The 23,421-nt window shown below is 60.3% G+C and carries 29 protein-coding genes; 11 read left to right on the top strand and 18 right to left on the bottom strand.

Features of this window, described 5'->3' with window-relative positions; all coding sequences use genetic code 11:
* The first annotated feature begins 1 nt into the window (after position 1).
* From VJ651_RS12810 to VJ651_RS12800, 3 genes are all read left to right on the top strand, one after another.
* Positions 2–1,057 (top strand): branched-chain amino acid ABC transporter substrate-binding protein, encoded by a 1,056-nt coding sequence (locus VJ651_RS12810; protein WP_324107821.1) that lies wholly within the window; start codon positions 2–4, stop codon positions 1,055–1,057.
* A gap of 227 nt (positions 1,058–1,284) precedes the next feature.
* Positions 1,285–2,001, top strand: a complete 717-nt coding sequence (locus VJ651_RS12805) for an aspartate/glutamate racemase family protein (protein ID WP_324107820.1) — start codon at positions 1,285–1,287, stop codon at positions 1,999–2,001.
* 16 nt (positions 2,002–2,017) lie between these two features.
* Positions 2,018–3,031 (top strand): type I asparaginase, encoded by a 1,014-nt coding sequence (locus VJ651_RS12800; protein ID WP_324107819.1) that lies wholly within the window; start codon positions 2,018–2,020, stop codon positions 3,029–3,031.
* A 10-nt stretch (positions 3,032–3,041) separates the two neighbouring features.
* Here the strand turns inward: VJ651_RS12800 and arsN2 are convergent, their stop codons facing one another.
* From arsN2 to VJ651_RS12780, 4 genes are all read right to left on the bottom strand, one after another.
* Positions 3,042–3,497: an arsenic resistance N-acetyltransferase ArsN2 gene (gene arsN2 / locus VJ651_RS12795; protein ID WP_324107818.1), complete on the bottom strand. Its 456-nt coding sequence runs from the start codon at positions 3,495–3,497 to the stop codon at positions 3,042–3,044.
* A 110-nt stretch (positions 3,498–3,607) separates the two neighbouring features.
* Complete coding sequence (locus tag VJ651_RS12790) at positions 3,608–3,919, bottom strand: cupin (RefSeq protein ID WP_324107817.1); 312 nt, start codon at positions 3,917–3,919, stop codon at positions 3,608–3,610.
* A gap of 19 nt (positions 3,920–3,938) precedes the next feature.
* Positions 3,939–4,451, bottom strand: a complete 513-nt coding sequence (locus tag VJ651_RS12785; protein ID WP_324107816.1) for a DUF3291 domain-containing protein — start codon at positions 4,449–4,451, stop codon at positions 3,939–3,941.
* Between the two features lie 56 nt (positions 4,452–4,507).
* Positions 4,508–4,858 (bottom strand): DUF2917 domain-containing protein, encoded by a 351-nt coding sequence (locus VJ651_RS12780; protein WP_324107815.1) that lies wholly within the window; start codon positions 4,856–4,858, stop codon positions 4,508–4,510.
* 143 nt (positions 4,859–5,001) lie between these two features.
* Between VJ651_RS12780 and gcvA the strand changes: the two genes are divergently transcribed.
* On the top strand, positions 5,002–5,898 hold the full coding sequence (gcvA, locus tag VJ651_RS12775; protein ID WP_324107814.1) for a transcriptional regulator GcvA: 897 nt from the start codon (positions 5,002–5,004) through the stop codon (positions 5,896–5,898).
* Here gcvA and VJ651_RS12770 read toward each other — a convergent pair whose 3' ends face one another.
* From VJ651_RS12770 to VJ651_RS12725, 10 genes are all read right to left on the bottom strand, one after another.
* Entirely contained in the window at positions 5,899–6,168 is a 270-nt protein-coding gene (locus tag VJ651_RS12770) for an HP0495 family protein (protein WP_324107813.1), read from the bottom strand. It lies immediately after the preceding gene.
* A gap of 72 nt (positions 6,169–6,240) precedes the next feature.
* Complete coding sequence (locus VJ651_RS12765; RefSeq protein ID WP_324107812.1) at positions 6,241–7,092, bottom strand: D-amino acid aminotransferase; 852 nt, start codon at positions 7,090–7,092, stop codon at positions 6,241–6,243.
* A gap of 181 nt (positions 7,093–7,273) precedes the next feature.
* Positions 7,274–8,419, bottom strand: a complete 1,146-nt coding sequence (locus VJ651_RS12760; protein WP_324107811.1) for a D-alanyl-D-alanine carboxypeptidase family protein — start codon at positions 8,417–8,419, stop codon at positions 7,274–7,276.
* A 99-nt stretch (positions 8,420–8,518) separates the two neighbouring features.
* Complete coding sequence (locus VJ651_RS12755) at positions 8,519–9,142, bottom strand: alpha/beta hydrolase (RefSeq protein WP_324107810.1); 624 nt, start codon at positions 9,140–9,142, stop codon at positions 8,519–8,521.
* Between the two features lies 1 nt (position 9,143).
* Entirely contained in the window at positions 9,144–9,461 is a 318-nt protein-coding gene (locus tag VJ651_RS12750; protein WP_136413571.1) for a (2Fe-2S) ferredoxin domain-containing protein, read from the bottom strand.
* 86 nt (positions 9,462–9,547) lie between these two features.
* Entirely contained in the window at positions 9,548–10,687 is a 1,140-nt protein-coding gene (locus tag VJ651_RS12745; protein WP_324107809.1) for a VanZ family protein, read from the bottom strand.
* Positions 10,688–10,792: 105 nt separating this feature from the next.
* Complete coding sequence (locus VJ651_RS12740; protein ID WP_324107808.1) at positions 10,793–11,416, bottom strand: ABC-type transport auxiliary lipoprotein family protein; 624 nt, start codon at positions 11,414–11,416, stop codon at positions 10,793–10,795.
* 13 nt (positions 11,417–11,429) lie between these two features.
* A complete protein-coding gene (locus tag VJ651_RS12735) occupies positions 11,430–12,365 on the bottom strand; it encodes an MlaD family protein (RefSeq protein WP_324107807.1) in 936 nt (311 codons plus the stop codon).
* A gap of 9 nt (positions 12,366–12,374) precedes the next feature.
* Positions 12,375–13,139 (bottom strand): ABC transporter ATP-binding protein, encoded by a 765-nt coding sequence (locus VJ651_RS12730; RefSeq protein WP_324107806.1) that lies wholly within the window; start codon positions 13,137–13,139, stop codon positions 12,375–12,377.
* Positions 13,139–14,266 (bottom strand): ABC transporter permease, encoded by a 1,128-nt coding sequence (locus tag VJ651_RS12725; RefSeq protein ID WP_324107805.1) that lies wholly within the window; start codon positions 14,264–14,266, stop codon positions 13,139–13,141. The genes VJ651_RS12730 and VJ651_RS12725 overlap by 1 nt, the downstream gene beginning before the upstream one ends.
* 126 nt (positions 14,267–14,392) lie before the next feature.
* Here VJ651_RS12725 and VJ651_RS12720 point away from each other — a divergent pair, with 126 nt between their 5' ends.
* Genes VJ651_RS12720 through VJ651_RS12710 form a run of 3 tightly spaced genes read left to right on the top strand, consistent with a single transcriptional unit; the run spans position 14,393 to position 16,682 of the window.
* A complete protein-coding gene (locus tag VJ651_RS12720; protein WP_324107804.1) occupies positions 14,393–15,190 on the top strand; it encodes a biotin--[acetyl-CoA-carboxylase] ligase in 798 nt (265 codons plus the stop codon).
* 4 nt (positions 15,191–15,194) lie between these two features.
* On the top strand, positions 15,195–15,959 hold the full coding sequence (locus VJ651_RS12715; RefSeq protein WP_324107803.1) for a type III pantothenate kinase: 765 nt from the start codon (positions 15,195–15,197) through the stop codon (positions 15,957–15,959).
* A gap of 15 nt (positions 15,960–15,974) precedes the next feature.
* Entirely contained in the window at positions 15,975–16,682 is a 708-nt protein-coding gene (locus VJ651_RS12710; protein ID WP_324107802.1) for an SPOR domain-containing protein, read from the top strand.
* Positions 16,683–16,756: 74 nt separating this feature from the next.
* On the opposite strand, the gene VJ651_RS12705 is transcribed toward VJ651_RS12710, so the two are convergent.
* From VJ651_RS12705 to VJ651_RS12695, 3 genes are all read right to left on the bottom strand, one after another.
* Positions 16,757–17,881 carry a branched-chain amino acid ABC transporter substrate-binding protein gene (locus VJ651_RS12705; protein ID WP_324107801.1) on the bottom strand — a complete coding sequence of 375 codons (1,125 nt, stop codon included), beginning with the start codon at positions 17,879–17,881 and terminating at the stop codon, positions 16,757–16,759.
* 172 nt (positions 17,882–18,053) lie between these two features.
* Positions 18,054–18,266 (bottom strand): zf-HC2 domain-containing protein, encoded by a 213-nt coding sequence (locus tag VJ651_RS12700; RefSeq protein WP_324107800.1) that lies wholly within the window; start codon positions 18,264–18,266, stop codon positions 18,054–18,056.
* On the bottom strand, positions 18,266–18,844 hold the full coding sequence (locus VJ651_RS12695; protein WP_324107799.1) for a sigma-70 family RNA polymerase sigma factor: 579 nt from the start codon (positions 18,842–18,844) through the stop codon (positions 18,266–18,268). Before VJ651_RS12695 ends, VJ651_RS12700 begins: the two co-directional genes overlap by 1 nt.
* A gap of 121 nt (positions 18,845–18,965) precedes the next feature.
* Between VJ651_RS12695 and argB the strand changes: the two genes are divergently transcribed.
* The gene (gene argB / locus VJ651_RS12690; RefSeq protein WP_324107798.1) at positions 18,966–19,877 is read left to right on the top strand and encodes an acetylglutamate kinase; all 912 of its coding nucleotides are present in this window, start codon (positions 18,966–18,968) and stop codon (positions 19,875–19,877) included.
* 66 nt (positions 19,878–19,943) lie between these two features.
* Here the strand turns inward: argB and VJ651_RS12685 are convergent, their stop codons facing one another.
* The gene (locus VJ651_RS12685; RefSeq protein WP_324107797.1) at positions 19,944–20,876 is read right to left on the bottom strand and encodes a TraB/GumN family protein; all 933 of its coding nucleotides are present in this window, start codon (positions 20,874–20,876) and stop codon (positions 19,944–19,946) included.
* Between the two features lie 47 nt (positions 20,877–20,923).
* Between VJ651_RS12685 and VJ651_RS12680 the strand changes: the two genes are divergently transcribed.
* The 3 genes from VJ651_RS12680 to VJ651_RS12670 all read left to right on the top strand — a co-directional run bounded on the left by VJ651_RS12680 (position 20,924) and on the right by VJ651_RS12670 (position 23,377).
* A complete protein-coding gene (locus VJ651_RS12680) occupies positions 20,924–21,646 on the top strand; it encodes a pyrimidine 5'-nucleotidase (protein ID WP_324107796.1) in 723 nt (240 codons plus the stop codon).
* Positions 21,647–21,671: 25 nt separating this feature from the next.
* Complete coding sequence (gene slmA, locus VJ651_RS12675; RefSeq protein ID WP_324107795.1) at positions 21,672–22,247, top strand: nucleoid occlusion factor SlmA; 576 nt, start codon at positions 21,672–21,674, stop codon at positions 22,245–22,247.
* Between the two features lie 239 nt (positions 22,248–22,486).
* A complete protein-coding gene (locus VJ651_RS12670; RefSeq protein WP_324107794.1) occupies positions 22,487–23,377 on the top strand; it encodes a DMT family transporter in 891 nt (296 codons plus the stop codon).
* The last annotated feature ends 44 nt before the right edge of the window (positions 23,378–23,421 follow it).

Genomic DNA, 23,421 nt, shown 5'->3' with positions numbered 1-23,421 from the left:
GATCGGCCACGTCGGCCCGATCTCCGGCGCCATCGCCCACCTCGGCAAGGACAATGAAAACGGCGCGCGCATGGCCATCGACGAGCTCAACGCCAAGGGCGTGACCATCGGCGGCAAGAAGGCCAAGTTCGAACTGCTGGCTGAAGACGACGCTGCCGATCCGAAGCAGGGTACTGCCGCAGCGCAGAAGCTGGTCGATGCCAAGGTCAACGGCGTGATCGGCCACCTCAACTCCGGCACCACGATCCCGGCCTCCAAGATCTACCACGACGCCGGCATCCCGCAGATCTCCCCGTCCGCAACCAACCCGAAGTACACGCAGCAAGGCTTCAAGACGGCCTTCCGCGTCGTGGCCAACGACGGCCAGCTGGGCGGCACATTGGGGCGCTATGCAGCCGACCAGCTCAAGGCGAAAAAGGTCGCTGTGATCGACGACCGTACCGCTTATGGCCAAGGCGTTGCACAGGAATTCATCAAGGGTGCCAAGGCCAAGGGCGTGCAGGTTGTGGCCCAGCAGTACACCAATGACAAGGCAACCGACTTCAACGCCATTCTGACCTCCATCAAGGCCAAGAATCCTGATGTCGTCTTCTTCGGCGGCATGGATGCGGTAGCCGGCCCGATGCTGCGCCAGATGAAGGCACTGGGCATCAATGCCAAGTTCATGGGCGGCGACGGTATCTGCTCCGAGGGTCTGGCACAACTGGCCGGCGACGCGCTGGGCGACGGCCAGGTGGTATGCGCCGAAGCAGGCGGCGTGGAAGAAGCACAGAAGAAGGGCATGGAAGATTTCCGTGCCGCATACAAGCAGAAGTTCGGCACCGACGTGCAGATCTACGCACCGTACGTCTATGACTCCGTGATGGTAATGGTCGAAGCCATGAAGAAGGCCGGCTCGGCCGAACCGGCGAAGTACCTGCCGGAGCTGGCGAAGATCAAGTACAAGGGCGTGACCGGCAATATCGCATTTGACTCCAAGGGCGATATCAAGGACGGCACCCTGACGCTGTACACCTACAAGGGTGGCAAGCGTACGCAACTGGCCGTCGTCAAGTAATACTGGCCGAATCAGCAGCAACTAGTAGTCTCCATCGAAGCGGTTGGCCTTGCGGCCAACCGCCTTTTTAAGGCCGCGCTCCTACATTCACTGTCTGAAGATTTTCCGATTCGCCGATACAAAACAGGAAGACCCTGCATGCAATCGCCGTGACGACGCGGTGATCTGCTGGCACACTACCTGTTCGTCAACGCTGGAAACAGCGTCGCCCGGATAAGGATTCGGCCATGCAAACCATCTCCACCGCACGCAAGAAGATCGGCATCATCACCGGTTCCGGACCGGAAGCGGGCCTCGACCTGTGGGGCAAGATATTGCGCGCCAGCCGGAAGCAGCAGGGCGACCGTTTCCGTGGCGATCTCGATGCACCGAACGTGACGATTTTTTCCGAACCGGCGCTCGGCTTGTCGATGGAGCTGGAGGCGAATGACGGCGAGGTCTGGAACTGCCTGAAAGACGCAGCGCAAGCGATGGCGCAGCGCGTCGATTACTATGCGATCGCCTGCAATACCCTGAACTATTATCAGCCGCAACTGGAGGCGCTACAGCTGCCGGCGACACTGATTTCATTCGCCGATGTCGCGCTCGAATACCTGCAGGCCAATCGTATCGAACGTATTGCCTTGCTCGGTGCGCGCCCGGTCACCGATCTCGGCCCGTGGTCCCATTACCGCAAACTGGTTGAACATGTCGACATCGAACTTCCGAGCGCAGAGGCTGCGCAGCGCCTGCACCAGCTGATCTACGACGTGAAAACCGTCGGCGGCCAGGTTGCCGGCATTCGCGAACGTTTCAGCGAAATCCTGAACGCACTTGAGTCCGACCTTGTTCTTCTAGCATGCACCGAATTGCCATTGATACCGCTGGAGCCCGGCACAAAATCGGCTGTCGACGTGACCGACCTCGTCGCGCACAAGCTGGCACGGCTGGCGAATACCTATTGAGAATGTCGAAAAAAAGATGAGCAGAAAACACATCGGCCTGATCTATACCGGCGGCACGGTCGGTATGCGGCAAACGGCGCAGGGTTATGCCCCGATGCCGGATTTTGCTACTGCCCTGGCCCGCTTGCTGGATGACCACGACAACAATCTGCCGCGCTATACCTTGCACGAATACGATACCCCGATCGACAGCTCCAACGCGACCCCCGAGGATTGGCAAAGAATCGGACGCGATATCGCCGCGCGCTACGACGATCACGATGGGTTCGTCATTCTGCACGGCACCGATACCATGGCCTATACGGCGGCAGCGCTGTCCTTCATGCTGCAAGGCCTGCGCAAGCCGGTGATCATGACCGGCTCACAGATTCCGTTGAGCACGCAGCAGTCCGATGCGCCGCAAAACCTGATTGCCGCATTGCAGGTGGCGGCATCCGATGCCGTCAATGAAGTTGCCATCTATTTCAACCGGCGCCTGCTGCGGGGCAACCGTGCCACCAAGGTGAGCATCGCCTCGCTCGACGCGTTCGACAGCCCCAACTATCCCTGGCTGGCGGAAACCGGAAGCGACATGCGCTTCGACACGCAAGCACTGCTTGCACGTGCCGACAAGGAACGCTTCGAGCTGCCGGAATACACGCAACATCTTGTGCTGCCGATACGGTTCGTGCCGGGACTGCCTGCACGCGTCGTGCAGGCGATGCTCGACCTGAAGCCGGCCGCAGTGGTGCTGCAGTGCTACGGCGCCGGCAACGTACCCGACCGCGACCCGGCGTTGCTGGAAATGCTGAAACGGGCTAATGCCGGCGGTGTGGTGCTCGTCGCCTGCAGCCAGTCGCCGCAGGGGAAGGTATCGATCGGCACCTACGCCGCCGGCGCGGGCATGACTGCTGCGGGAGTGGTCGGCGCGAGCGACATGACCTTCGAAGCCATCTTCGCCAAGCTGCATCACCTGTTCGCGCTCGGCTTGAGTCCGGATGTGGTGCGCAAGGAATTCCTGCGCAATCTGAGCGGTGAGCTGACGGAGTGAGTCTATGCTTTCAGGTAGTTCGGCGCTTGACCATGAAAGTCGACGACGCCGGACACAGACCTGAAAACTGCGCCGTCGCCCGAATCGCATCAGGCGCATCCGTTCTTGCCGCAACCCGATAGCCGCGCTTTTCAAAAAACGGCGCGGCCGTTGTCGTCAACAGATAAATGGCCGCGACACCCTGAGCCTCCGCACGCTCTTCCGCTAACTTGACCAGACGGTCCCCCAATCCCTTGCGGCGCTGTTCAGGCGCAACGGCCAGGGAGCGCAGCAGCGCCACCGAGGAATAGATCTCCAGTCCGACAGCCCCTGCCAGTTCGGTGCCGGCAAATGCGCCGAAGAGTTGCAGTGCTTGCGACGACGTGAGATCGGAGGCGGACAGATGGCATGCGTCAAGGAGCTGTTCCAGTTGCGCGCAGCGCACGACAGGGCGGATTTCGATGTCGGGGAGTGCAGGATTGGTCATGTTCGTTCCTTGCTGAATGCCCGGCATCCAGGAAGCTGCCGAACAGCGTTCCGAGAACAGGCTCCGTGAAAACATTCAGGCTGCTCGGAAACGCACCGCGATTCAGGAAACTAGATACTACCTTCCTTTTCGATCACCAGAATACGCGCCACGCCGCGCGGGTGCGCCACATGCTCACAACCGACGCCGGCAAAGAAGATATCGCCAGTGCACAGTTCTGCGGACCTTTCCTCGCCGTTCTCGCGGTAGTGCATGTCGACGATGCCATCGAGGACGGCAAACACTTCTTCGCCGTCGTTGACATGCCATTGATACGGTGCGTCGGTCCAGTGCAAGCGGACGCTCGTGCCGTTCATGCTGGCGATATTCATTGCGTCCCAGGGTTTGCTGGCCGTGAAGTCACGGCTGCGGATCACTTTCACGTTTTGCTCCAACAGACGTTCATGAATGTACCGCGGTTGCCAGCGGAGAGGTGGCGTTGGACGGCGGTGCCGTGCCCGTGACCGACTTGCCCAATAGCGACGCGAATGAAAAAGCGAACTCCGTCTCGCCGTGCAGCTGCAGATAGGCGAGGCGCTCCTTGGCCTCCGCAATCGTGGGAATATGACCGGGTGCGATCCACCAGAGCGCCATGTAGACATCGTTGAATCGCTCAAACCATTGCCTGCGCTGTCGCATGGCCTCGGCATGCGCGGTCTTGTAGACGTAGTGCCGAAGATGCTCCGGCGATTGCCATACCGAGAGATTGATCAGGATGCGCTCATCTTCATAAGGCTGCAGGGAGGTCGCGTCGCCCTGTTCGGTCTTCAGGCGCCAGACGAAGCCCGGGCTGGCTTCCGCCAGGGCGTTGATCTCCTCAAGACGCGCGACGAAACCGGACATCACGGGATCGTCTATCGCCGCGCGGGCACGCCCGATGTTGACCTGGGCGATATGACATGGGCGAGCGTTCATTTTTCCTCCATTCCAAATGTTCCAGTTGGTATCGGGAGCATGCGCCGCACGGTCTTTCAGCAGTTCGTACTGCATGCACGATGGCGTTTGAGCGTAGCGCTGACCGTGCGACCACGGGCGAAGCGCGATGCGAGATCCGCCAACAGCAGCTTCAAGGTCTTCAGCCATTGGATTGTCGGCGCGCATTCGATGCGGCCTTCAGTCTGGTCGGCTTCGACGACGGTAACGCGGCCGGGTATCGTGGTGAAGGTGTCGCCGGTGTGCAGCCAGTAGTCGTGTGAAATGCCTTCGACGGTGATCCATACGCGACCTTGTGTGACGCGCAAGGTGTGGGCACGTCCGGCGACGCCGGAAACGGCCTGTCCGGCCGGGATGCTGAGTACCTGTTTTGTGAATAAGCCTCTCATGATGGTGCGCTCCTGAAATAACGGCGGCATCGCTGCATGCTTGCAGAATCGTTCGATACGTCACCGTGCAAGATCATTCTAGTGCTTGCGCGGCACGTGTCTAAACGATATATTTTTGATTCTCTTGCTAATATTGTTCACATATGGCCGACTTCAGACGACTCCCGAATCTTGCCGCGCTGCGTGCCTTCGAGGCGGCTGCGCGGCATGGCAATTTCTCGCGTGCGGCGGAGGAAATCCATGTTACGCATGGCGCGATCAGTCACCAGGTGCGCGCGCTGGAGGAGGAGTTGGGCGTTGCCTTGTTCGCGCGGCACGGCAAGCGCATTGCCATCACACCGGACGGCGAGCATTTCGCGGCGGTGTTGCGCAAGGCGATGACCGAGATTGCCGGCGCGGCGGAAGCATTGCAGGTAAATGCGAAACAGACGCGGCTGACCGTGACTTCGCTGTCGTCGTTCGCTGCGCGCTGGTTGTCCCCGCGCCTCGGTCGTTTCATCGAGCAGCACCCCGGTCTGGAGGTGATGCTGCAGTCGAGCAATCAATTGACCGATTTCGTGCGCGAGTCGGTCGACCTCGGCATTCGCTTCGGCCATGGCAACTACCAGGGGCTGACTGTCGAGAAAATCATGGACGACTATTACTATCCGGTTGCCAGTCCCCGATTCAACCGCGGGAAGTTGCCTCGCACGCCGCAGAAGCTGGCGCAGCATCCTTTGCTGAGATGTGTGATGGAGCCGTGGACGCCGTGGTTCCGCGCAGCCGGGCTGGATTTGCTGGAGCCGACCGGCGGCCTGGTGTTTCAGGATTCATCGATGCTGGTCCGCGCGGCCGCCGAGGGCCATGGCATTGCGCTGGCGCGGCACTCGCTGGCCATGATGGAGATTGCATCGGGTGAATTGGTGCGCCTGTTCGATATCGCGATCAGGTGCCCGCAGTCGTATTATCTTGTCTGTCCGCCGGAAGCGATGCAGAAGCCGCAAGTGCGGGCTTTCCGCGACTGGCTGTTTGACGAGGTGGCAAAGACGCCGCGGGCGTGATTACAGCACCACTTTGACCATCGGGTGCGATGAGAGCGCGCGATACAGATTGTCGAGCTGTTCACGGCTGGTGGCGCGCACCGTGATGGTCAGGGACAGGTAAGTGCCGTTCGACGAGGCGCGCATTTCCATTTTGCCGGCATGAAAGGTCGGGTCGTGCAGTCTGACGACCTCGACCATTGTTTCTGCAAACGTTTCCTGCATGATGCCCATGACCTTGATGGGAAAGTCGCTCGGGTATTCGATGAGGGAATCGGTGGCTTGGGACATGGCTTGCTCGCGCGCTAATGTGCAGATGCGGCTTCGCGTGAATGCGAAACCGCGAATATCAATGCGCGTATTTTACGCTCTCTTGGCGTCCTGATATGCCGCGTAAAGTTTGCGGAACACCGGGCCCGGCTCCCCATTGCCGATGCGCTTGTCGTCGATCTGCACGACCGGGAGCAGTTCGCGGCTAGCGGACGAAATCAGCACTTCATCCGCGGCAAGCACTTCCTCGCGCGTCATGCGGCGTGCCTCGAACGGCATGTTGCCGGAACGGCACAATTCCTCGATCAGGCCGTAGCGTATGCCTTCCAGAATCAGCGAGTCCTTGGGCGGTCCCATCAGCTTCCCATCCTTGACGACCCAGACGTTCGAGGACGAGCCTTCCGTCAGGAAGCCGTCGCGGAACTGGATTGATTCCATGGCGCCATGCTCCACCGCATATTGGGCGGCCAGGACGTTGCCGAGCAGGGAAATCGACTTGATGTCGCAACGCAGCCAGCGCTTGTCTTCCAGCGATACGCAGGCGATGCCGTTTTCGCATAACTCGGCGGCGGGCGGCGTAAAGGGATTGGTCATGATGAACACGGTCGGCGTCACGCCTTGCGGGAACGCATGCGCGCGCTTGGCGACGCCGCGCGTGACTTGCATGTAAATCAGCTGGTCGTCGGAGGCGAGCGCCGAGCTCACGCGTTCGATCAGTGACATCCATTCGTCCGCGCTGTGCGGATTGTGGATGCCGACCGCATTCAGGCTGCGAAAAAGGCGGGCCATGTGTTGCCGCGGCCGAAACAGGCGGCGCGCATACATCGGGATCACTTCATAGACGCCATCACCGAAAATAAAGCCGCGGTCGAGCACCGGGATCTTCGCTTCGGACAGCGGTGTCATTTCACCATTGAGGTACACGAGCGGGTCTTGGTCTTGCATGACGATTCCTGTGAAAGGGGATGAGTCATTCTTGCATAATCACAGCGAGGCGATGATGCAAAATCGGAATGGGGGAGGGACGTGCGGGGAGTGCTGGCGGGTTGACAATCGGGCCGATGCCGCTTGCCGGAAGAACACAGGGCGGACATCGGATGTCCGCCCTGCAGGAAGATTCAGACTGTTACTTCATCCACAAGCGGATCGAATCCCATGCGCGGCCGAAGATGCTGGCCTGATTGACTTGTTCCAGCGCAAGCACCGGCAGTTCGGTCAGCGCCTTGCCGTCGACCATCACCTTCATCACGCCAACCTTGCTGTTCTGCGCAACCGGCGCGACCAGCGGATCCTTGCGTTCCAGGACCGGCTTCATCTTCTCAGCCACGCCCTTCGGCACGGTGACGTACACGTCCTTCGTGAAGCCGATTTTCACCTGGTTCTGCGAGCCTTTCCAGACTTCCGGCGTCGCGACGGGCTGGCCCTTCGCATACAGCTTCACGGTGTCGAAATTCTGGAAGCCCCAGTTCAGCAGCTTCTGGCTTTCCTGGCTGCGCACCTGGTCGGAGACCGTGCCGAGCACGACCGCAATCAGACGGCGGTCGCTGTTGCCGGAGGGGCGGTGCGCGGTAGAGATCAGGCAGTAGCCGGCAGTCGACGTGTGGCCGGTCTTCAGGCCGTCGACGGTCGGGTCGGCCCACAGCAGGCGGTTGCGGTTCTGCTGCTTGATCTTGTTATAGGTGTATTCCTTGATCGAGTAGATCTTGTAATCCTCGGGGTGATCGTAGATCACGTGCGTTGCCAGGGTGGCGAGATCTTCCGCGGTGGTGTAGTTGCCGGGGTCGGGCAGGCCGTGCGCGTTGGCAAAGTGAGTCGATTTCAAGCCCATGCGCTCGGCTTCGCGGTTCATCAGGTTCGCGAAGGTCTCCTCGGTTCCCGCAACTGCCTCGGCCAGCGCCACCGCCGCGTCATTGCCGGACTGGATGATCAGGCCGTACAGCAGGTCGTTGACTTTCACGGGCGTGGCAGGATCGATAAACATTTTCGAGCTGCTCTTGTCGACTTTCCAGGCGCGCACCGAAACGTTGACCATCTGGTTCGGGTCGAGCCGCTTTTCCTTGATGGCGGAAGAGGCAAGATAGGCGGTCATCAGCTTCGCGAGGGATGCCGGTTCGACACGCATATTGGCTTCATGGGACGCGAGCACCTGACCGCTGGTGGCATCGAGCAGCAGCCACGACCTGGCGTCGATGGTCGGTGCGGGAACGGATTGCGCGTAGGCGCAGGACAACGAGAGCAAGGTGGCGGCCAGCGCCGCTAGAAAGTTTTTCATGGATATGCAATACGAAAGCTGCCCGGGTCGGGGCGGGTGACAAGTGGAAACAAGCTGCGAAATTATAGCGCCGCGGCCTGCACGGTTTTCAGGCAGGTTTTAGCGATGCCAAATTTCGACCACGAAATTCTTTATATGTTGCAACTTGCGATGAAAAAAATGATCGGCGCCGGGAATCACGACGACCGGCAGGTCTTGCGGCCGCGCCCAATCGAATACATCCGCCAGCGGAATGGTGTCGTCCTGCTCGCCATGGATCAGGATGGTGTTGGCGGGCACATGGGGAACGTCCCATTTGCCGGCGGCGGTTCCGACCAGCACCAGGCGTTCGGCGGGCTTGCCCTGTTCGCTCAGGCGTTGCTGCAAATTCGCCTGCACGAAGGTGCCAAAGGAGAAACCCGCCAGCGCGACCGGCAGACCGGGGTATTGCTGTTGCATATGCGTCAGCAATAGCGCCATGTCGTCGGTTTCACCGCGGCCGGCGTCATGCACGCCTTCGGACTTGCCGACACCACGGAAATTCATGCGGACGGCAACATAGCCGAGTGCGACAAAGGCGCGCACCAGCGTCTGCGTCACCTTGTTGTCCATGGTGCCGCCATACAAAGGGTGGGGATGGGCGACCAGCGCGAGGCCGCGCGGTTCGCCATGCGGCAGGTCGAGTGCGCATTCCAGCGCGCCCGCGGCTCCGCGCATCGTGAAGCGTTGCGTGTGGGCGTTCATGTCAGATCTTCAGGCGCTCGACGACTTTGCCGCCGATGATATGAGAATCGATGATTTCATCGATGTCATGCGTATCCACATAGGTGTACCAGGTGCCTTCCGGATAGACCACGATCACCGGACCTTCTTCGCAGCGGTCGAGACAGCCCGACTTGTTGATGCGAACCTTGCCCTGACCGCTCAAACCCAGTTGCTTGATGCGGTTTTTCGCGTGCTCCTGTGCGGCTTGCGCTCCCTTGTCGTAACAGCAAGGGCGGCCTTCTTCGCGCTGGTTCACGCAAAAGAAGACATGGTGTTGATAGTACGGCTTGTCAGACATGTCAGAGTTTTTCGGGTGTTCCGTCAAAGGGGCAATGATACACCCGGCCCGGTTTTCGCTCCCGACCGGCGTGCTTGCAGACAGCATCAGTTCTTCTTCATCCGATGCGCCGGATGCAGCAGGAACCACAGTGCCAGGAATGGCCAGAACACCGACAGAAAGTGCGCCGCGCCGTTGAAGTTCAGGAATTTCCCCTGCGTCCAGGTCTGAAGCGTCGCGACGAAATAGGGATTGGCCGGGACCAGGTTGATGACAATGAAACTGAACAGCAGGCTGACGGCGGCGATTCTTCGTTGCGCGACTGCTGGCGCATACGCAAGACCGGTGACCATCATGGCGCCGATCAGCAAGCCGCCCTTGGCGCCGGGGGTAAACCAGGCGAGTGCGTTTGCCGGCGCAAACAGCAAGGCGTTGGCCATGAATTTGGTGGCCAGCACCACGATCGTCAGGGCCAGCAGCAGCGGCGCCTTCGACACCTGCTTGCGCAAGACGCAGGACAAGGTAAGCAGCGCGCCGGTGAATCCGAAGGCCGTAATCATGGTTTCCGCCAACCAGTATTCCTGCACCGTCAGCTGAACATCGCGCAAGAGCATGGCAAGCAGGTCGACCGGCGTGTCCAGCCAGTCGGACAGCCACTCCGACAGTATCGGCACGATCTGGCCGTGGCCGAACAGATAACCTTGCGGATAGATCTGGGCAAGCGGCCACAAGCCGACCACGATCAGGCCGCGGCCCGCCTCGGGCACAAACCAGTCGCGGCGCAATTGCAGCAGGCGGCTCTGGGTCAGGAAGAAGGGGCTCAGCAGGACGCCGGCCACCGCGCCCAGCACGGTGCCGGCTAGATTGGTGAGGAAGTCGAGGTTGGAGGAAACGCGGTTCGGCAGAAAGGTCTGAATCGCTTCCATCGCGCCGGACAGCAGCATGCCGCAGAAAACGGCAAGGATCGCCGCCGACACGCCGCGCACGTTCGGGTGCAGTGCAAATACCACAAGAACGCCGAAGGGCAGATAGCCGATCACGTTGGTGACGACGTCGAACCCGGTCCAGTAATGCGGCATGGGCGCGAGCAGGAAGCTCCAGAACGGCAAACCCATGCTGTGCCAGTTGGAGAACGGATACAGGCTGGCGTAGACGATCAGAAAGGTATACATCAACAAGCCGACCCGCGCAAAAGTCGATACATGCGCGGGTGGCGTCGTGTGCGGAATGTCCTCGTTTGACGGCATTGCTTGTTTGCTGGATGAACAACCTGCGGCTCGGCGAGTCGCGCGCTGCTTGAATGACGGATGGCTCTCTATTCTCGATTCATGCGCGTGCCGGAGCAAGCGAAATTATTTCAGGTCGAGCGTATTCAGCCACATGATCAGATCCGAGATCACCGCATCACTTGCCGCGGCCAGCGCCTTCACTCCGCCGGCGGCGTCCGCGTTTGGCGCCGGCACTTGCCGGTTGATCGACTTCTGCGCAACCAGGATGCGTCCCTTGTATACCGAAGCGCGCAGGCCGACGCGCGCCACGCTTTGGCCGGGCGCCTGGAAGTATTGCGTGAAGTCGTCGGCTTCCAGGCGCAGCACCGGGATGTTGATCGCGCCGTCGGAGGCGGGCAGCACCACACCCCCTGCCTGCGCGATGCGCGACTTCAGATGTTGCAGCAGCAGTTGTCCGGGCGCCATGACCCAGCGGGCCTGCGCATAGGGGCGCGGCTGCTGCTCATTCGCATAATCCAGGCGGAAGAAAATCATCGTGCTGTCCAGCCATGCAGGCACCTGAATGTCGGCAACGCTGATCGGCGGCAAGGCAGGCAATGTCGTGCCTTGTTTCGCGTGCAACGGTCCGAGGTCGTAGAGGGTGGACGACTCGGGTCGCGGCAATGCGCATCCTGCAAGCAGCATCACGCAGAGGGCGATCCATATCGGCAGCAGTGGTGAGGCGATCTGTGAGGCGATTTTTTTCATCGGTGTTTTCCTTTTACTTCGACGGCGCGGCAAAACCCGGCTCGCCCGGGCCCGGCGAGATCTCCGGCGGACCGAACAGCACGCTTTGCGGACGCTGACTCAGATTGTCGAGCGTGCGATTGAGTGCGCGTATCGACGAGCGCGCTTCGCCGGCCAGCGGCAGCGTGTCGTGTTCAAGCTTGTCCGCCACGGAACCGAGCCTGTCCGCGCTGGCGGAGAAGGTGTCGATCGGGCCGCCCGGCGTCTGCAGCTTGGTGCTGAGACCGTGCAGGCTGTTGGTGAGACCGCTGACATCCTTCGACAGCGTGTTCAGCGAATTGAGCGTCTGCTGCATCTGGTTGGCCAGCGCAGGCAGTCTGGCGAGCGTCGGCTCCAGGCGGCGCGGAATGGTTTCGATTTCGGTGGCGGCCTTGCTCACGTTGTCGAATGCATTCAGGATCGCCTTCTGATTTTCCGGCTCCAGCATGTTGTTGATGCGTCTGGCGACTTCTTCCGTCTGCTTCAGGATCGCCAGCCCGCGGCCTTGCAATTCGTCGAACAGGCTGGGCCGCATTTCGATGCGCGCGATCTGCTCCCTGCTGCTGCGTACCCTGACAGGGCGGCTGCCATCGTCATCCAGTTGCACATAGGCGATGCCCGTCACGCCTTGATAGCCGAGCGTGGCGAAGGTCGATTGCGTGATCGGCGTATCGGGACGCACGCTGATGTGCACCAGGATCTGGCCGACCACCTGCGGATCGAACGTGATGTCGTCCACCTTGCCGATGTCGAGACCGCGATACCGTACATCGGCTTGCGGATTGAGGCCGGGGATCGAAAGCTTGGTCGCGATCTGGTACGGCACCCATTCCACCTGGTCGCGGTTGAGCCACAGGCCGACCAGTATCGCGGCGATCAACAGCGCAATGGTGAACAAACCGGCCACCAGTGCATGCGATTTGTTTTCCATGATGGGGTGTCAGCTCCTTAAAACTTCCAGCGCGCGCTTTCCGCGCTCGCCGAGGAAAAACTGTTGAATGAAGGAATGCGGAATCGCGATCACCTGTTCCGGCGTGCCGGTGGCAATGACGCGCTTCTCCGCCAGCACGGCGATGCGGGTCGACAAGGCAAACAGCGTATCGAGATCATGCGTGACCATCACTACCGTCAGATGCAATTGCTGATGCAGTCCGCGGATCAGTGCGACAAAACTTTCCGACAGGTCCGGGTCCAGTCCGGCTGTCGGTTCGTCAAGAAAAAGCAATTCCGGTTCCAGTGCCAGCGCACGCGCCAGCGCTACCCGCTTGACCATGCCGCCGGACAAATCGGCCGGCATTTTCAGGGCGTCTTTCGGCGTGATGCCGACCATGTCGAGCTTGAGCAGGGTCGCATCGCGGATCAGGTCTTCCGGCAAAGCATGCAGCTCGCGCATCGGTTGCGCAACATTATCGAAGGCCGTCAGTGCAGAAAACAATGCGCCGTGCTGGAACAGCATGCCCCATCGATTGCGCAGGCTTTGGCGCCGCCCGTCGTCGCCGATATCTTCGCCGAATACCTGCACGCTGCCGCGCGTCGGCGTTTCCAGTCCGAGCATCTGGCGCAACAGTGTCGTCTTGCCCGAGCCGGAGCCGCCGACCAGCGACAGGATTTCTCCTTGCTGCACCTCCAGGTTCAAGTCCTGATGGACAACGAATTGACCGAATTGCGTCCACAGCTTGCGGATCTGAATGACCGGGTTTGCCATCAGGAGAACCCCACGCCCTTGAACACGATGGCGAACACGGCATCGGCCAGGATGACGACGGTGATCGCGGTCACCACCGAGAGCGTGGTGCCTTGTCCCAGGCTTTCGGTATTCGGCTTCACGCGCAACCCGAAATGGCAGGCGACCAGCGCAACCAGGCTGCCGAAGACGATGCCCTTGCCGAGGCCGATCCAGTAATTCGGCAGCGGAACGGCGGACGGCAGTTGCTGCACGAAGTAGGTTGCCGACAGTCCGAGTTCCAGCTTCGCCGCGGTCATCCCGCCGAGCAGGGCGATCGCATCCGTCCACACCACAAGCAGCGGCATCGAGATTGCCAACGCAAGCACGCGCGGCAGGATCAGCCGGAAGCCGTGCGGCATGCCCATCACCAGCATCGCGTCGAGTTCTTCGGTCACGCGCATGACGCCAAGCTGCGCGGTGATGGACGATCCCGAGCGCCCGGCGACAAGTATGGCGGCCAGCAGGGGACCCAGCTCGCGCACAATGCTCATGCCCAGAATATTGACCAGGTAGACGTCGCCGCCGAAGGTGTGCAATTGCTGCGCTGAAAGGAAGGACAGCACCACGCCGATCAAAAATCCCACCAGTGCGGTGATGCCGAGCGCCTGATAGCCGATATGGAAAATGTTCGCGGAAATTTCCTTCCAAGGCCCGCGCAATGGGCGCAGGGCGAATGTGCCGAGATCCAGCGTCAGTTGCCCGATCAAGGCGACGAAACTCTTCAGATGATCGGCAAAGTCCAACACCCTGTAGCCGATCGATGCAGTCGAGAACCAGCGTTGCTTGTCTTGATCCGGCAACTTGAGTGCGCCGGCCTCCTCGATGCGCCTGAAAATATCTTCGTGAATGGGCAAAAGATGGAGTTGCTGTGGCCGGGATTTGCCCCATGCATTCCAGAACAATTGCGCGCCGATATGATCGAGCGCCGTGATCTGCGTCAGATCCCATGTAACGGAAGCAAGATCGGCAAGCTTCGCCAGTTTCGCTTGCAGTTCTGCAATGCTCCCAGCTTGCGCCAGCGAATTGACTTGCCAATTGCCGCTGGCGGAAACGCTTGCGGGCGTCCCTGTATTGACCGCGAGGACGGGTGCTTGTTGAATTGGCATGGCAAGAGTTTAAGGGAGAAAATGCCGGGCGTCATCCGCCGCTACAAAGATCCGGTTCAGCCTTCCAGCGGCGAGTATGAAACTCACTGAATTTCTTTGCGACAAGCATCCCGTTACAATGCGCATATGACAGTCATTCTCTCATCCGAACGAATCGCCGGCTTCTGCCGGCCCGCCGCGCAGCAGGTCGCGGTCAAGATCGTCGACGAAACCGGTTCGACCAACGCCGACTTGCTGGCAGCCTTGCCGCGCTTGACCACGCCCACGCTGCTGATCGCACGAACGCAAACCGCGGGACGCGGACGAGCAGGACGCAGCTGGCTGTCGGAAGCCGGCAAGTCGCTCACGTTCTCGCTGGCATGGAAATTCAATGCGCCGGTGCAATCCCTGGTCGGCCTGCCGCTGGCCGTCGGCGTCGCGATTGCGGAAGCGCTGGCCATGTTCAATGTCAGCGTGCGCCTCAAGTGGCCGAACGACGTGCTGTATCAGGGAAGAAAGCTGGCCGGCGTGCTGATCGAGTCCGCTTCCGCCGGACATGTGCCGCATGAAGCGAGCTGGGCGGTGATCGGGATCGGCATCAACATGACGGTCAATGAACAACTCGCCGCGCAAATCGGTCGACCCGTGGCGAGCATTCCCTGGCTGGCGGAACTGGATCAGGATATGCTGATGGCGACCCTGCTGAATGCCTTGAGCGATGCGTTGGTGCAGTTCGAACATGAAGGACTGGGCGCATTTACGCAAAGATGGAACGCGCTGCACGCCTATACCGGCCAGGCCGTCGTGATACTCGATCGCGGCCAGGTGCTGCAGGAAGGCGTGGCCGTCGGCGTCGACGGCATCGGGCGTTTTGTGCTGGACACGGCAAGCGGACGCACTGCGATCATGGCAGGCGATGTATCGCTGCGAGCAAAGGAGAATTGAGCGCATGTTGTTATTGATTGATGCCGGCAATACGCGAGTGAAATGGGCCCTGGTGCCCAACAGCGCGCGCGGCGCGAAGGAACTTGGCCGCTGGACCGAATGCGGGATGGTCGAGCATGCGCAGCTGAAGCAGTTGTGCGAGGCATGGCGCGGCCGGAAAGTCGTGCGCGTCCTGATTTCGAATGTCGCCGGCCAGAACATGCGCGCGGCGCTTGAACAGACCTTGCTCGGTGCGCTTGGCATGCATCCGGTGCCGGTCGAATGGTTTGCATCCTCGGAATCGATGGCGGGCATACGCAACAATTATCGCAATCCGCAGCAGCTCGGCTGCGACCGCTTTGCCTCGGCCATCGGCGCGCATGCCTTGTTCCCTGGGCAAGCCCTGATTGTCGCCACCTGCGGCACCGCGACCACCGTCGACGCGATTACCGCGGAAGGTGTTTTTCTCGGTGGTATGATCTTGCCCGGCCTCGGGCTGATGGCCAGCTCGCTGGCGAAAAATACCGCGCAGCTACCGCAAGTCGCGCAGGACCTCGACATTGCCGAGCCCTTTGCCGATCACACCGACGCGGCGATCGTCAGCGGCTGTCTCGCGGCGCAGACCGGCGCGATCGAGCGAGCGGTCGGTGCCCATGAACGCCGCCACGGGGCGGGGCAATGCATACTCGCCGGAGGAGCGGCAGCGCTGATCGCGCCGCACCTGACGGTGTCGCACGTGCAGGTCGACAATCTCGTGCTGATCGGCTTGCATGCGGTTGCGATGCAATAGAAAACCATTCACATCATGCTGAAATTCTTTTTCTGGATATTGTTGCTGGCGAATGCAGGATTGTTCGCCTATCAGCGCGGCTATTTCGACGCGATGCTGCCGAGCGGACGCGAGCCGGCACGCATCAGCCAGCAGTTAAACGCCGACAAGATCAAGCTGGTGCCTGCCTCCGCGGCGCAACCGGCGCCTGCATCGCCTACGCCGCCGGTGACGGCGCCCACGGAGGCCCCGGTATCGGCTGTCGAGAAAAAGGAAGAGATGCTGGCTTGTGCCGAAATCGGCAACTTCAACGCCGAGGATGCCAAGCGCTTCCGCGAGCAGATCGCCACCTTGTCGCTGGGCGATCGGCTGGTGCAGCATCCGGTTCGCGAGGTGGCGTCGCACATGGTCTACATCCCGCCGCAGGCTGACAAGGAGGCGGCGGAAAAGAAAGCGGGCGAACTGCGTCGCCTGGGTGTCGAGGACTTCTACATCATCCAGGACAGCTCCAGCCTGCGCTGGGGAATTTCGCTCGGCGTGTTCAAGCAGGAAGAGGCGGCGCGCGCCTTTCTTGTCAGCCTGAACCAGAAGGGTGTGCGCAGCGCACGCATCGGTGAGCGCAGTGTGACATCCAGTCTCGTGGCCTTCCAGTTGCGCGGGCTGGATGCCGCGACGAAGAGTGCAGTGGACAAAATCAGTGCCGCGTTTCCCAAGCAGGAAATGCACAGCTGCGAAGCTGCCTGATGGTCAGGTCGCGTTAAAAATCGAACGACCAGCCTCGCTCCTTGGAAGCGCCACCGGTCGTCGAAACGCAAACCCTACAGCACGTCGCGCTGCTCGATCAGCTGTCCGCCGACCGATTTGTAAATCACCACCGTGCCGTCCTTGATGTCCCCTTTGTCGTCGAATTCGACGGTGCCCTGGACCTTGCCCGAGAATGCGCCTTTTGCCAGGGTCGGCAAGTAATTCGCCGGCACGGCGGAGCCTGCCTGCTGCATCGCCTGCGCCAGGACATGAATGCCGTCATAGGACAGGGTGGAATACGCGCCAGGGGCCCCGAATCTGGTCCTGTACATTTCGGTGAAGCCGATTCCGGAAGACAGCCATGAGGGTGGCACGCCGGCGATCGTGCAATAGTAGTTCGCATCGGCGTTGCCTTGCGCGCCCTTGACGGTGGAGTTGTCGCACATCGCATCGGCGACCACGAACCTCGCCGACGAGCCCGCCTGACGCAAGGCCTTCAGCAAAGGCAGTCCGCCCGCCTCGTCGCCGCCGAAAAATACCGTGTCCGCGTTCGCGTCCCGGATCTGTTTCGCCAGCGCGGCGTAATTCGCATTTTTTGGATCGAGGCTTTCGCGCGGCGATTGCAACTTGCGCGCCTGGACGATGCGGCCGACTTCATCGGCAATGCCTACGCCGAAGAGGGTGCGGTCATCCACGATGTAGAGCGACTTCGCACGCAGTTTGTCCGTGATCAGCCGGGCCAGCGTCGCGCCTTGCTGAATGTCGTCGGCAGTGATGCGAAACGCGGTTTTCAGACCCATGCGCGTGTATTTCGGATTGGTCGATACGGACAGTTGCGGAATGCCCGCTTGCGCGTACAAAGGTGCAGCGGCAATCGACACCCCGGAATTGAAATGCCCGAACACGGCGGCGATGTCGGCATCGATCAGCCGTTTGGCCGCGGTCTTGCCCTCTTCGGGCGACGCCTTGTCGTCTTCGACCATCAATTCAAAGCGGGCGCGCCTGCCACCGATGGTGAAATAGTCGCGGTTGAGCTCTTCCACCGCAAGTTGCGCGCCATTGGCGATGTCCTTGCCATATTGCGCCAGTGGCCCGGACATGGGGGCCACCACGCCGATCTTGACGGCGACCTGGCGGCTGCAGGCGCCAAGCAATGCAATGACTGCGGCGACGCAGGCGATACGGATGAATCGTTTCATTTTCCCCTCCTCATGCTTGCATGAATGCAGGCTGATCTTAGAAGGGCTTGGGTCGTATTTTATTGCGTATTTTTTGGAGGTGGTCGTGTTTTGTTTGGCATGAGGCACCGGCCGTCATCATTTTTTCCGCAGTGCGTCAAATTTTTGATGTTATGTTTTGCCAGCCTTCCGGTCAGGTCTGGTCGCGCTCATTATCGCTCTCGGCGAGTGGGCCCAGCTGGCGCATTGCGCGCCGGATCAGTTGCATCTGCGCCGTGAAATTCTGGCAAGCAGTGCAAACCAGCAAGTGCATGCGCACGCGTGTGCGCTCCACCAGCGACAGCTGACGGTCGAGGCCCTCGGAGGTGAGGCGATGTACTTCCTTGCAAGTGGGCTTGAGTGACATTATGTGGCGTTCCCTGATGCGCGCTTGCCAAACCAGTTCAGGTCAAGGCATTCGCGCAATTGCACGCGCGCACGATACAGCATGACCCAGGCATTAGACGTGGAAATCCGCAATTCCTTACAGATTTCCTCGGTGTCGAGTTCCAGCCATTCCCGCATCATGAAGATGCGCGCGGTTTTTGCCGGCAAACGCTCCAGACAGATTTCCAGGACACGAAAAAAATCCTTTTGTTCGAGCGTTGCATCCGGATCGCCCCATTGCCGCGGCATATCCACCGTATGGCCGTCCGGCTTGAACAGCGCGTCGATCACCTCGGCATCCGACTGGTCCGCGTCGGCTTCGATGGGCACTTCGCGTTTTGATGCACGGAGCGCATCGACGATCTTGTGTTTCAAAATTCCCGTCACATAGGTGCGCAAGGAGGACTGGCCGGCGAAACGCTCCGGCTTTTCCAGGACGGCGATCAGTGCATCCTGGACCACATCTTCGGCGAGGCTGTCATTGCGAAGCTGTAAAGCGGCAAAACGCACCAAGGCGGGGCGCAGGCTTTCGAGATCCTGAAGCAAACTGGCAGTCATATGCGGCTCATTGTCATTTGCGCAAAAGCCTAGCGGATCGGCCGGGGAAATACAAGAAAGCCGCCGAGAAATCGCCGCGCTTTCCCTGTAAAATCGCGAAAATCAATTTTCAGGACTTGCCATGACCGATTTCTCCGATTCTCAAACCGACCTCACCGGAGTTGCGCCGCAAATCAAGGCGGAAATCCTCGCCGAAGCCTTGCCGTACATCCGCAAATTCCATGGCAAGACCATCGTCGTCAAGTACGGCGGCAATGCGATGACCGAAGAACGCCTGAAGCACGGTTTCGCACGCGACGTGATCCTGTTGAAACTGGTCGGCATGAATCCGGTCGTGGTGCATGGCGGCGGCCCGCAGATCGACAGCGCGCTGAAGAAGATCGGCAAGCAGGGCACCTTCGTACAGGGTATGCGCATCACCGACGAAGAAACCATGGAAGTGGTGGAGTGGGTGCTGGGCGGCGAAGTGCAGCAGGATATCGTGATGCTGATCAATCATTACGGCGGGCAGGCGGTCGGTTTGACAGGCAAGGACGGCGGTTTGATTCGTGCGCGCAAGATGCAGATGCCGGACAGGGAAAATCCGGGAAAATTCCTCGATATCGGCTTCGTGGGCGAGATCGATGCCATCAATCCGGCAGTCGTCAAGGCGCTGCAGGATGACGCTTTCATCCCCATCATTTCGCCGATCGGCTTTGGCGAGGACGGGCAGGCGTACAACATCAACGCCGATCTGGTGGCGGGCAAGATCGCGGAAATCCTGAAGGCGGAGAAGCTGATCATGATGACCAATATTCCCGGCGTGATGGACAAGCAGGGCAATCTGCTGACCGATTTGTCGGCGCGCGAGATCGATGAGATGTTTGCGGACGGGACGATTTCAGGCGGCATGCTGCCCAAGATTTCGTCGGCGCTGGATGCGGCGAAGTCCGGGGTGAATACCGTGCATATCATCGATGGCCGGATCGAGCATTCGCTCTTGCTCGAGGTGCTGACGGAGCAGGCGTTCGGGACCATGATCCGCTCGCATTGATTGTTGTTGCAGTCATTCCCTCGCAGGCTCGCCGGCACTGACAGCGGCGGGCCGCCTGCTTTGGTTTCAGTACAGCTTTTCCACTTCATATCCCCGCGCGCGCAGCAGGTTCGGCAATCCCTGCTCTCCCACCAGATGCAGCAGGCCGACGCCGACAAAGCTCGTTTTGTCGTCCTTCAGCAGCGCTTCGATCTTTTTCGCCATTTCGGGATTGCGCTTGCCGAGCAAGACTTGGCGCATGAATTCCGATGACGCCGTTTTTTCGTTCGGCAGCTCGCGCATGATGTCGTCCAGCGCCTTGCCGTTGGCATTGGCCCAGGCGTCGATCAGGGCTTGCGCGCGCTTCAAGGCCTGGCCGTCGCTGAGTTCTGCCAGGTTCTCGCGCAGGTACTGCTCCTGCATCGCATCCGTCATGTCGTCGAACAGCGACATCTGATATTCCGCCGATTCCAGTTCCTGCACCGCCTTGGCCTGCTTGTCGACGAGGGATAGCAGGAACATTTCAATGCCGTCACTGCGCCGATAGCCGTTGCGCTCGAGGTCGAGGCCGATCAGGAGATTGGCCACGATCCAGGGCTTCATGTGACGGATGTTTTCAAACGGGAGTCCGAACTTTTTCAGCGTGCTTCGAAGCTGTGCCACGCTGTCCGGCGACAGATGATGTTCGATCGTGTCGCCGCCGGCGTAGACGCCGTGCTTCTGCAAGGCGGCCTGAAAAGGCGCATCATCACGGACGTCGAGTTCCAATACGAGCTTGCTGGAACTCGTCAGCGCACGGGTGACTTGCGGTTCAAGCGGGAAGAAGCTGGGCCGGCCGACGTGGATGGTGCCGAACAGGTAAGCCGTGTTGTTGTGATGGCGGATTCGATACAGCATGCCGCGCTGTGGAGGCGTGGCGGCTTGTGCTGGAGCGCCGGCTGCTGCATTATTCTCGGCATGCGCGAACGGGACAAAAAGACCGATCAACACGCTTAACAAAAAAACAATCCCGCTCTTCATGATTCTCCCCGAGCCTGTTGCGACAGGCTTTGAAATGACTCTATCAGATGCCCAAGCCGATTTGGTTGTTCGATCTCGACAACACCTTGCACAATGCATCGCATGCGATTTTCCCGGCGATTAACGCGAACATGAATGCATTTATGGCAAAGGTGCTGGGCGACGGCGAAACGCTCGCCGATGCCGATACCGTGAACGCTGCGCGGCTGGCGTACTGGAAGCGTTACGGCGCCACCCTGATCGGCATGATCAAACATCACAATGTGCGCATGGAGGACTTTCTCCATGAAGCGCACCAGTTCGACAATCTCGCCGAGATGATCCGCGCCGAACGCGGTCTGGCGCGCCTGCTCAAGCGCCTGCCCGGGCGCAAGATCCTGCTGACCAACGGACCGCGCCGCTACTCGCAGGAAGTGATGCGCCATCTCGGATTGCATCGGCATTTTGCCAGACACATTGCGATCGAATCGATGACGGTGCACCGCCAGTTGCGGCCCAAGCCCTCCAGGCTCCTGCTGCGCAAGCTGATGGCCAGGGAGCGCGCGACGCCGCGCCAATGCGTACTGGTCGAAGACACCGCCGTTACCCTGAAAGCCGCGAAAGCGCTGGGCATGCGCACCGCCTGGGTCACGCAATACCTCGCGACCAATCCGAATCTGCGCCAGACTGCGGGTAACCTGCCGCAGCCCGCGTTCACAAAGCGCCCCTTTTACGTCGATGTCAAAGTAAAATCAGTAACGAAACTACCGGCAATGCTTCATCGGCTATAACGGATTGCTTACACCTACTACTATCATGGCAACTACCAAACCGGGCGAACGCAAGCTGCAAATCCTCCAAACGCTGGCAGGCATGCTGGAGCAGCCAAAGGGAGAAAAGATCACCACCGCGGCATTGGCGGCGAAACTGGACGTGTCGGAAGCGGCGTTGTACCGGCATTTCGCCAGCAAGGCGCAGATGTTCGAGGGACTGATCGAATTCATCGAATCGACCGTGTTCGGCCTCATCAACCAGATCAGCGAACAGCAGGAAAACGGCTTGTCCCAGGTGCAGGCGATCATCGGCATGCTGCTCAATTTCGCCGAACGCAATCCGGGCATGACACGGGTGCTGATCGGCGATGCGCTGGTCAATGAAGACGAACGATTGCAGGTGCGGATGAACCAGTTCATCGAACGCGTCGAGCTGGCGATCAAGCAGGCGCTGCGCATTGCAGTCACCCAGAGTCAGGCGCGCGAAGAGGAAGTTGCGGTGCGCGCCAATCTGATCACCAGCCTAGTGGTGGGACGCTGGCACCGTTTTGCCAAGAGCGGCTTCAAGCAGAGCGCGGTGGAAAACGCACAGGCGCAAATCGGCATGCTGCTGGGTTGATGAGAAGTCGACGAAAAAGTATCGACGTTTTTTGGCTCCCTGATCCGAATTTGCTTTGTTTGTTGCACTGATCGCGACCGATCGGTGCGGCGCGACCCTTCATAAAATTTCTTTTGTTCGGAAGTGCGCCATTCCGGATTGCCTTGTCTACTGCGACCGAGCCATGGCTGCCGATCGCGTCCTGCGTGGAACGCCAAAGCTCAGTACACTCTCAGTCTTTGCGCTTTCGACATCGGCACATGACCTCGAACAAAAGCTTCCCCGCATTTGCGTTTGCTGCGCTGCTATTGGGCGGCATGGCGATCGGCTTTGCCGGCATCCTGATGCGCCTGTCCGATGTCAATCCTCTCGCATCGGCGTTCTGGCGCATGGCGCTCGCGGCGCCGTTCCTGTGGATGTGGGCGCTGGCCGTGCGTCGTCAGGATGAGGCGGCGAAAAAGCGGACGGACTTTACCAAGGCCCTGGTGCTGGCCGGGATCTACTTCGCCGGCGACATGGGCGTCTGGCATCTGTCGCTGCACTACACTACCGTTGCAAACGCGACCCTGCTGTCGAACTTCGCGCCGATCTTCATCGCGCTGTGGATGTGGATCGCCCATCGTGTGCGGTTCGCGCGCATCTTCGTGATCGGCATGGTGATCGCACTGGTCGGCGCGGTGATGCTGGTCGGGGCAAATGCGCCGAGCGGCGCGCACGGCGGCGGACACAAGCTGCTGGGCGATACCCTGGGATTGGCGAGCGCGATCTTCTATGCAGCCTATCAGCTCGTCGTCAAGGACGCGCGCAACGCGTATTCGACCGCACGCCTGATGGCATGGAGCACCACGGTCACCGGACTCGCCCTGTTGCCGTTCGCACTGACGGCGCCGGGCAATTTCTGGCCTGCCGAGATGGCGGGTTGGCTGCCCTTGCTGGCCCTGGCACTGGTTGCACAGATCGGCGGACAAACCGTGATCGCCTACGCCTCGGCGCATCTGCCGGCGTCACTGTCCTCGGTGAGCTTGCTGATACAGCCGCTGACGGCCGCTGTGGCGGCATGGATCATTTTTCAGGAAGCGATCGGGCCGATTCAGATGGCTGGCGGCGCCTTGCTGTTGTGGGGCATTTACCTGTCGAAACGCGGCAGCTGAGGAATCGGGCGCAGGGTGCCCTTGGCTTACAATACCGGTTTTCA

The sequence above is a fragment of the Noviherbaspirillum sp. genome (assembly GCF_035254865.1).
GTDB lineage: Bacteria > Pseudomonadota > Gammaproteobacteria > Burkholderiales > Burkholderiaceae_D > Noviherbaspirillum.
Note: the sequence above shows the minus strand (reverse complement) of the source record. Positions and strands in the feature narration are given on the sequence as shown.

Bases quoted from the DNA above. Each gene is read 5' to 3' on its own strand.
- VJ651_RS12805 (WP_324107820.1), top strand. From the start codon at position 1,285: ATGCAAACCATCTCCACCGCACGCAAGAAGATCGGCATCATCACCGGT.
- VJ651_RS12800 (WP_324107819.1), top strand. From the start codon at position 2,018: ATGAGCAGAAAACACATCGGCCTGATCTATACCGGCGGCACGGTCGGT.
- arsN2 (WP_324107818.1), bottom strand. From the start codon at position 3,497: ATGACCAATCCTGCACTCCCCGACATCGAAATCCGCCCTGTCGTGCGC.
- VJ651_RS12785 (WP_324107816.1), bottom strand. From the start codon at position 4,451: ATGAACGCTCGCCCATGTCATATCGCCCAGGTCAACATCGGGCGTGCC.
- VJ651_RS12780 (WP_324107815.1), bottom strand. From the start codon at position 4,858: ATGAGAGGCTTATTCACAAAACAGGTACTCAGCATCCCGGCCGGACAG.
- gcvA (WP_324107814.1), top strand. From the start codon at position 5,002: ATGGCCGACTTCAGACGACTCCCGAATCTTGCCGCGCTGCGTGCCTTC.
- VJ651_RS12770 (WP_324107813.1), bottom strand. From the start codon at position 6,168: ATGTCCCAAGCCACCGATTCCCTCATCGAATACCCGAGCGACTTTCCC.
- VJ651_RS12765 (WP_324107812.1), bottom strand. From the start codon at position 7,092: ATGCAAGACCAAGACCCGCTCGTGTACCTCAATGGTGAAATGACACCG.
- VJ651_RS12760 (WP_324107811.1), bottom strand. From the start codon at position 8,419: ATGAAAAACTTTCTAGCGGCGCTGGCCGCCACCTTGCTCTCGTTGTCC.
- VJ651_RS12755 (WP_324107810.1), bottom strand. From the start codon at position 9,142: ATGAACGCCCACACGCAACGCTTCACGATGCGCGGAGCCGCGGGCGCG.
- VJ651_RS12750 (WP_136413571.1), bottom strand. From the start codon at position 9,461: ATGTCTGACAAGCCGTACTATCAACACCATGTCTTCTTTTGCGTGAAC.
- VJ651_RS12745 (WP_324107809.1), bottom strand. From the start codon at position 10,687: ATGCCGTCAAACGAGGACATTCCGCACACGACGCCACCCGCGCATGTA.
- VJ651_RS12740 (WP_324107808.1), bottom strand. From the start codon at position 11,416: ATGAAAAAAATCGCCTCACAGATCGCCTCACCACTGCTGCCGATATGG.
- VJ651_RS12735 (WP_324107807.1), bottom strand. From the start codon at position 12,365: ATGGAAAACAAATCGCATGCACTGGTGGCCGGTTTGTTCACCATTGCG.
- VJ651_RS12730 (WP_324107806.1), bottom strand. From the start codon at position 13,139: ATGGCAAACCCGGTCATTCAGATCCGCAAGCTGTGGACGCAATTCGGT.
- VJ651_RS12725 (WP_324107805.1), bottom strand. From the start codon at position 14,266: ATGCCAATTCAACAAGCACCCGTCCTCGCGGTCAATACAGGGACGCCC.
- VJ651_RS12720 (WP_324107804.1), top strand. From the start codon at position 14,393: ATGACAGTCATTCTCTCATCCGAACGAATCGCCGGCTTCTGCCGGCCC.
- VJ651_RS12715 (WP_324107803.1), top strand. From the start codon at position 15,195: ATGTTGTTATTGATTGATGCCGGCAATACGCGAGTGAAATGGGCCCTG.
- VJ651_RS12710 (WP_324107802.1), top strand. From the start codon at position 15,975: ATGCTGAAATTCTTTTTCTGGATATTGTTGCTGGCGAATGCAGGATTG.
- VJ651_RS12705 (WP_324107801.1), bottom strand. From the start codon at position 17,881: ATGAAACGATTCATCCGTATCGCCTGCGTCGCCGCAGTCATTGCATTG.
- VJ651_RS12700 (WP_324107800.1), bottom strand. From the start codon at position 18,266: ATGTCACTCAAGCCCACTTGCAAGGAAGTACATCGCCTCACCTCCGAG.
- VJ651_RS12695 (WP_324107799.1), bottom strand. From the start codon at position 18,844: ATGACTGCCAGTTTGCTTCAGGATCTCGAAAGCCTGCGCCCCGCCTTG.
- argB (WP_324107798.1), top strand. From the start codon at position 18,966: ATGACCGATTTCTCCGATTCTCAAACCGACCTCACCGGAGTTGCGCCG.
- VJ651_RS12685 (WP_324107797.1), bottom strand. From the start codon at position 20,876: ATGAAGAGCGGGATTGTTTTTTTGTTAAGCGTGTTGATCGGTCTTTTT.
- VJ651_RS12680 (WP_324107796.1), top strand. From the start codon at position 20,924: ATGCCCAAGCCGATTTGGTTGTTCGATCTCGACAACACCTTGCACAAT.
- slmA (WP_324107795.1), top strand. From the start codon at position 21,672: ATGGCAACTACCAAACCGGGCGAACGCAAGCTGCAAATCCTCCAAACG.
- VJ651_RS12670 (WP_324107794.1), top strand. From the start codon at position 22,487: ATGACCTCGAACAAAAGCTTCCCCGCATTTGCGTTTGCTGCGCTGCTA.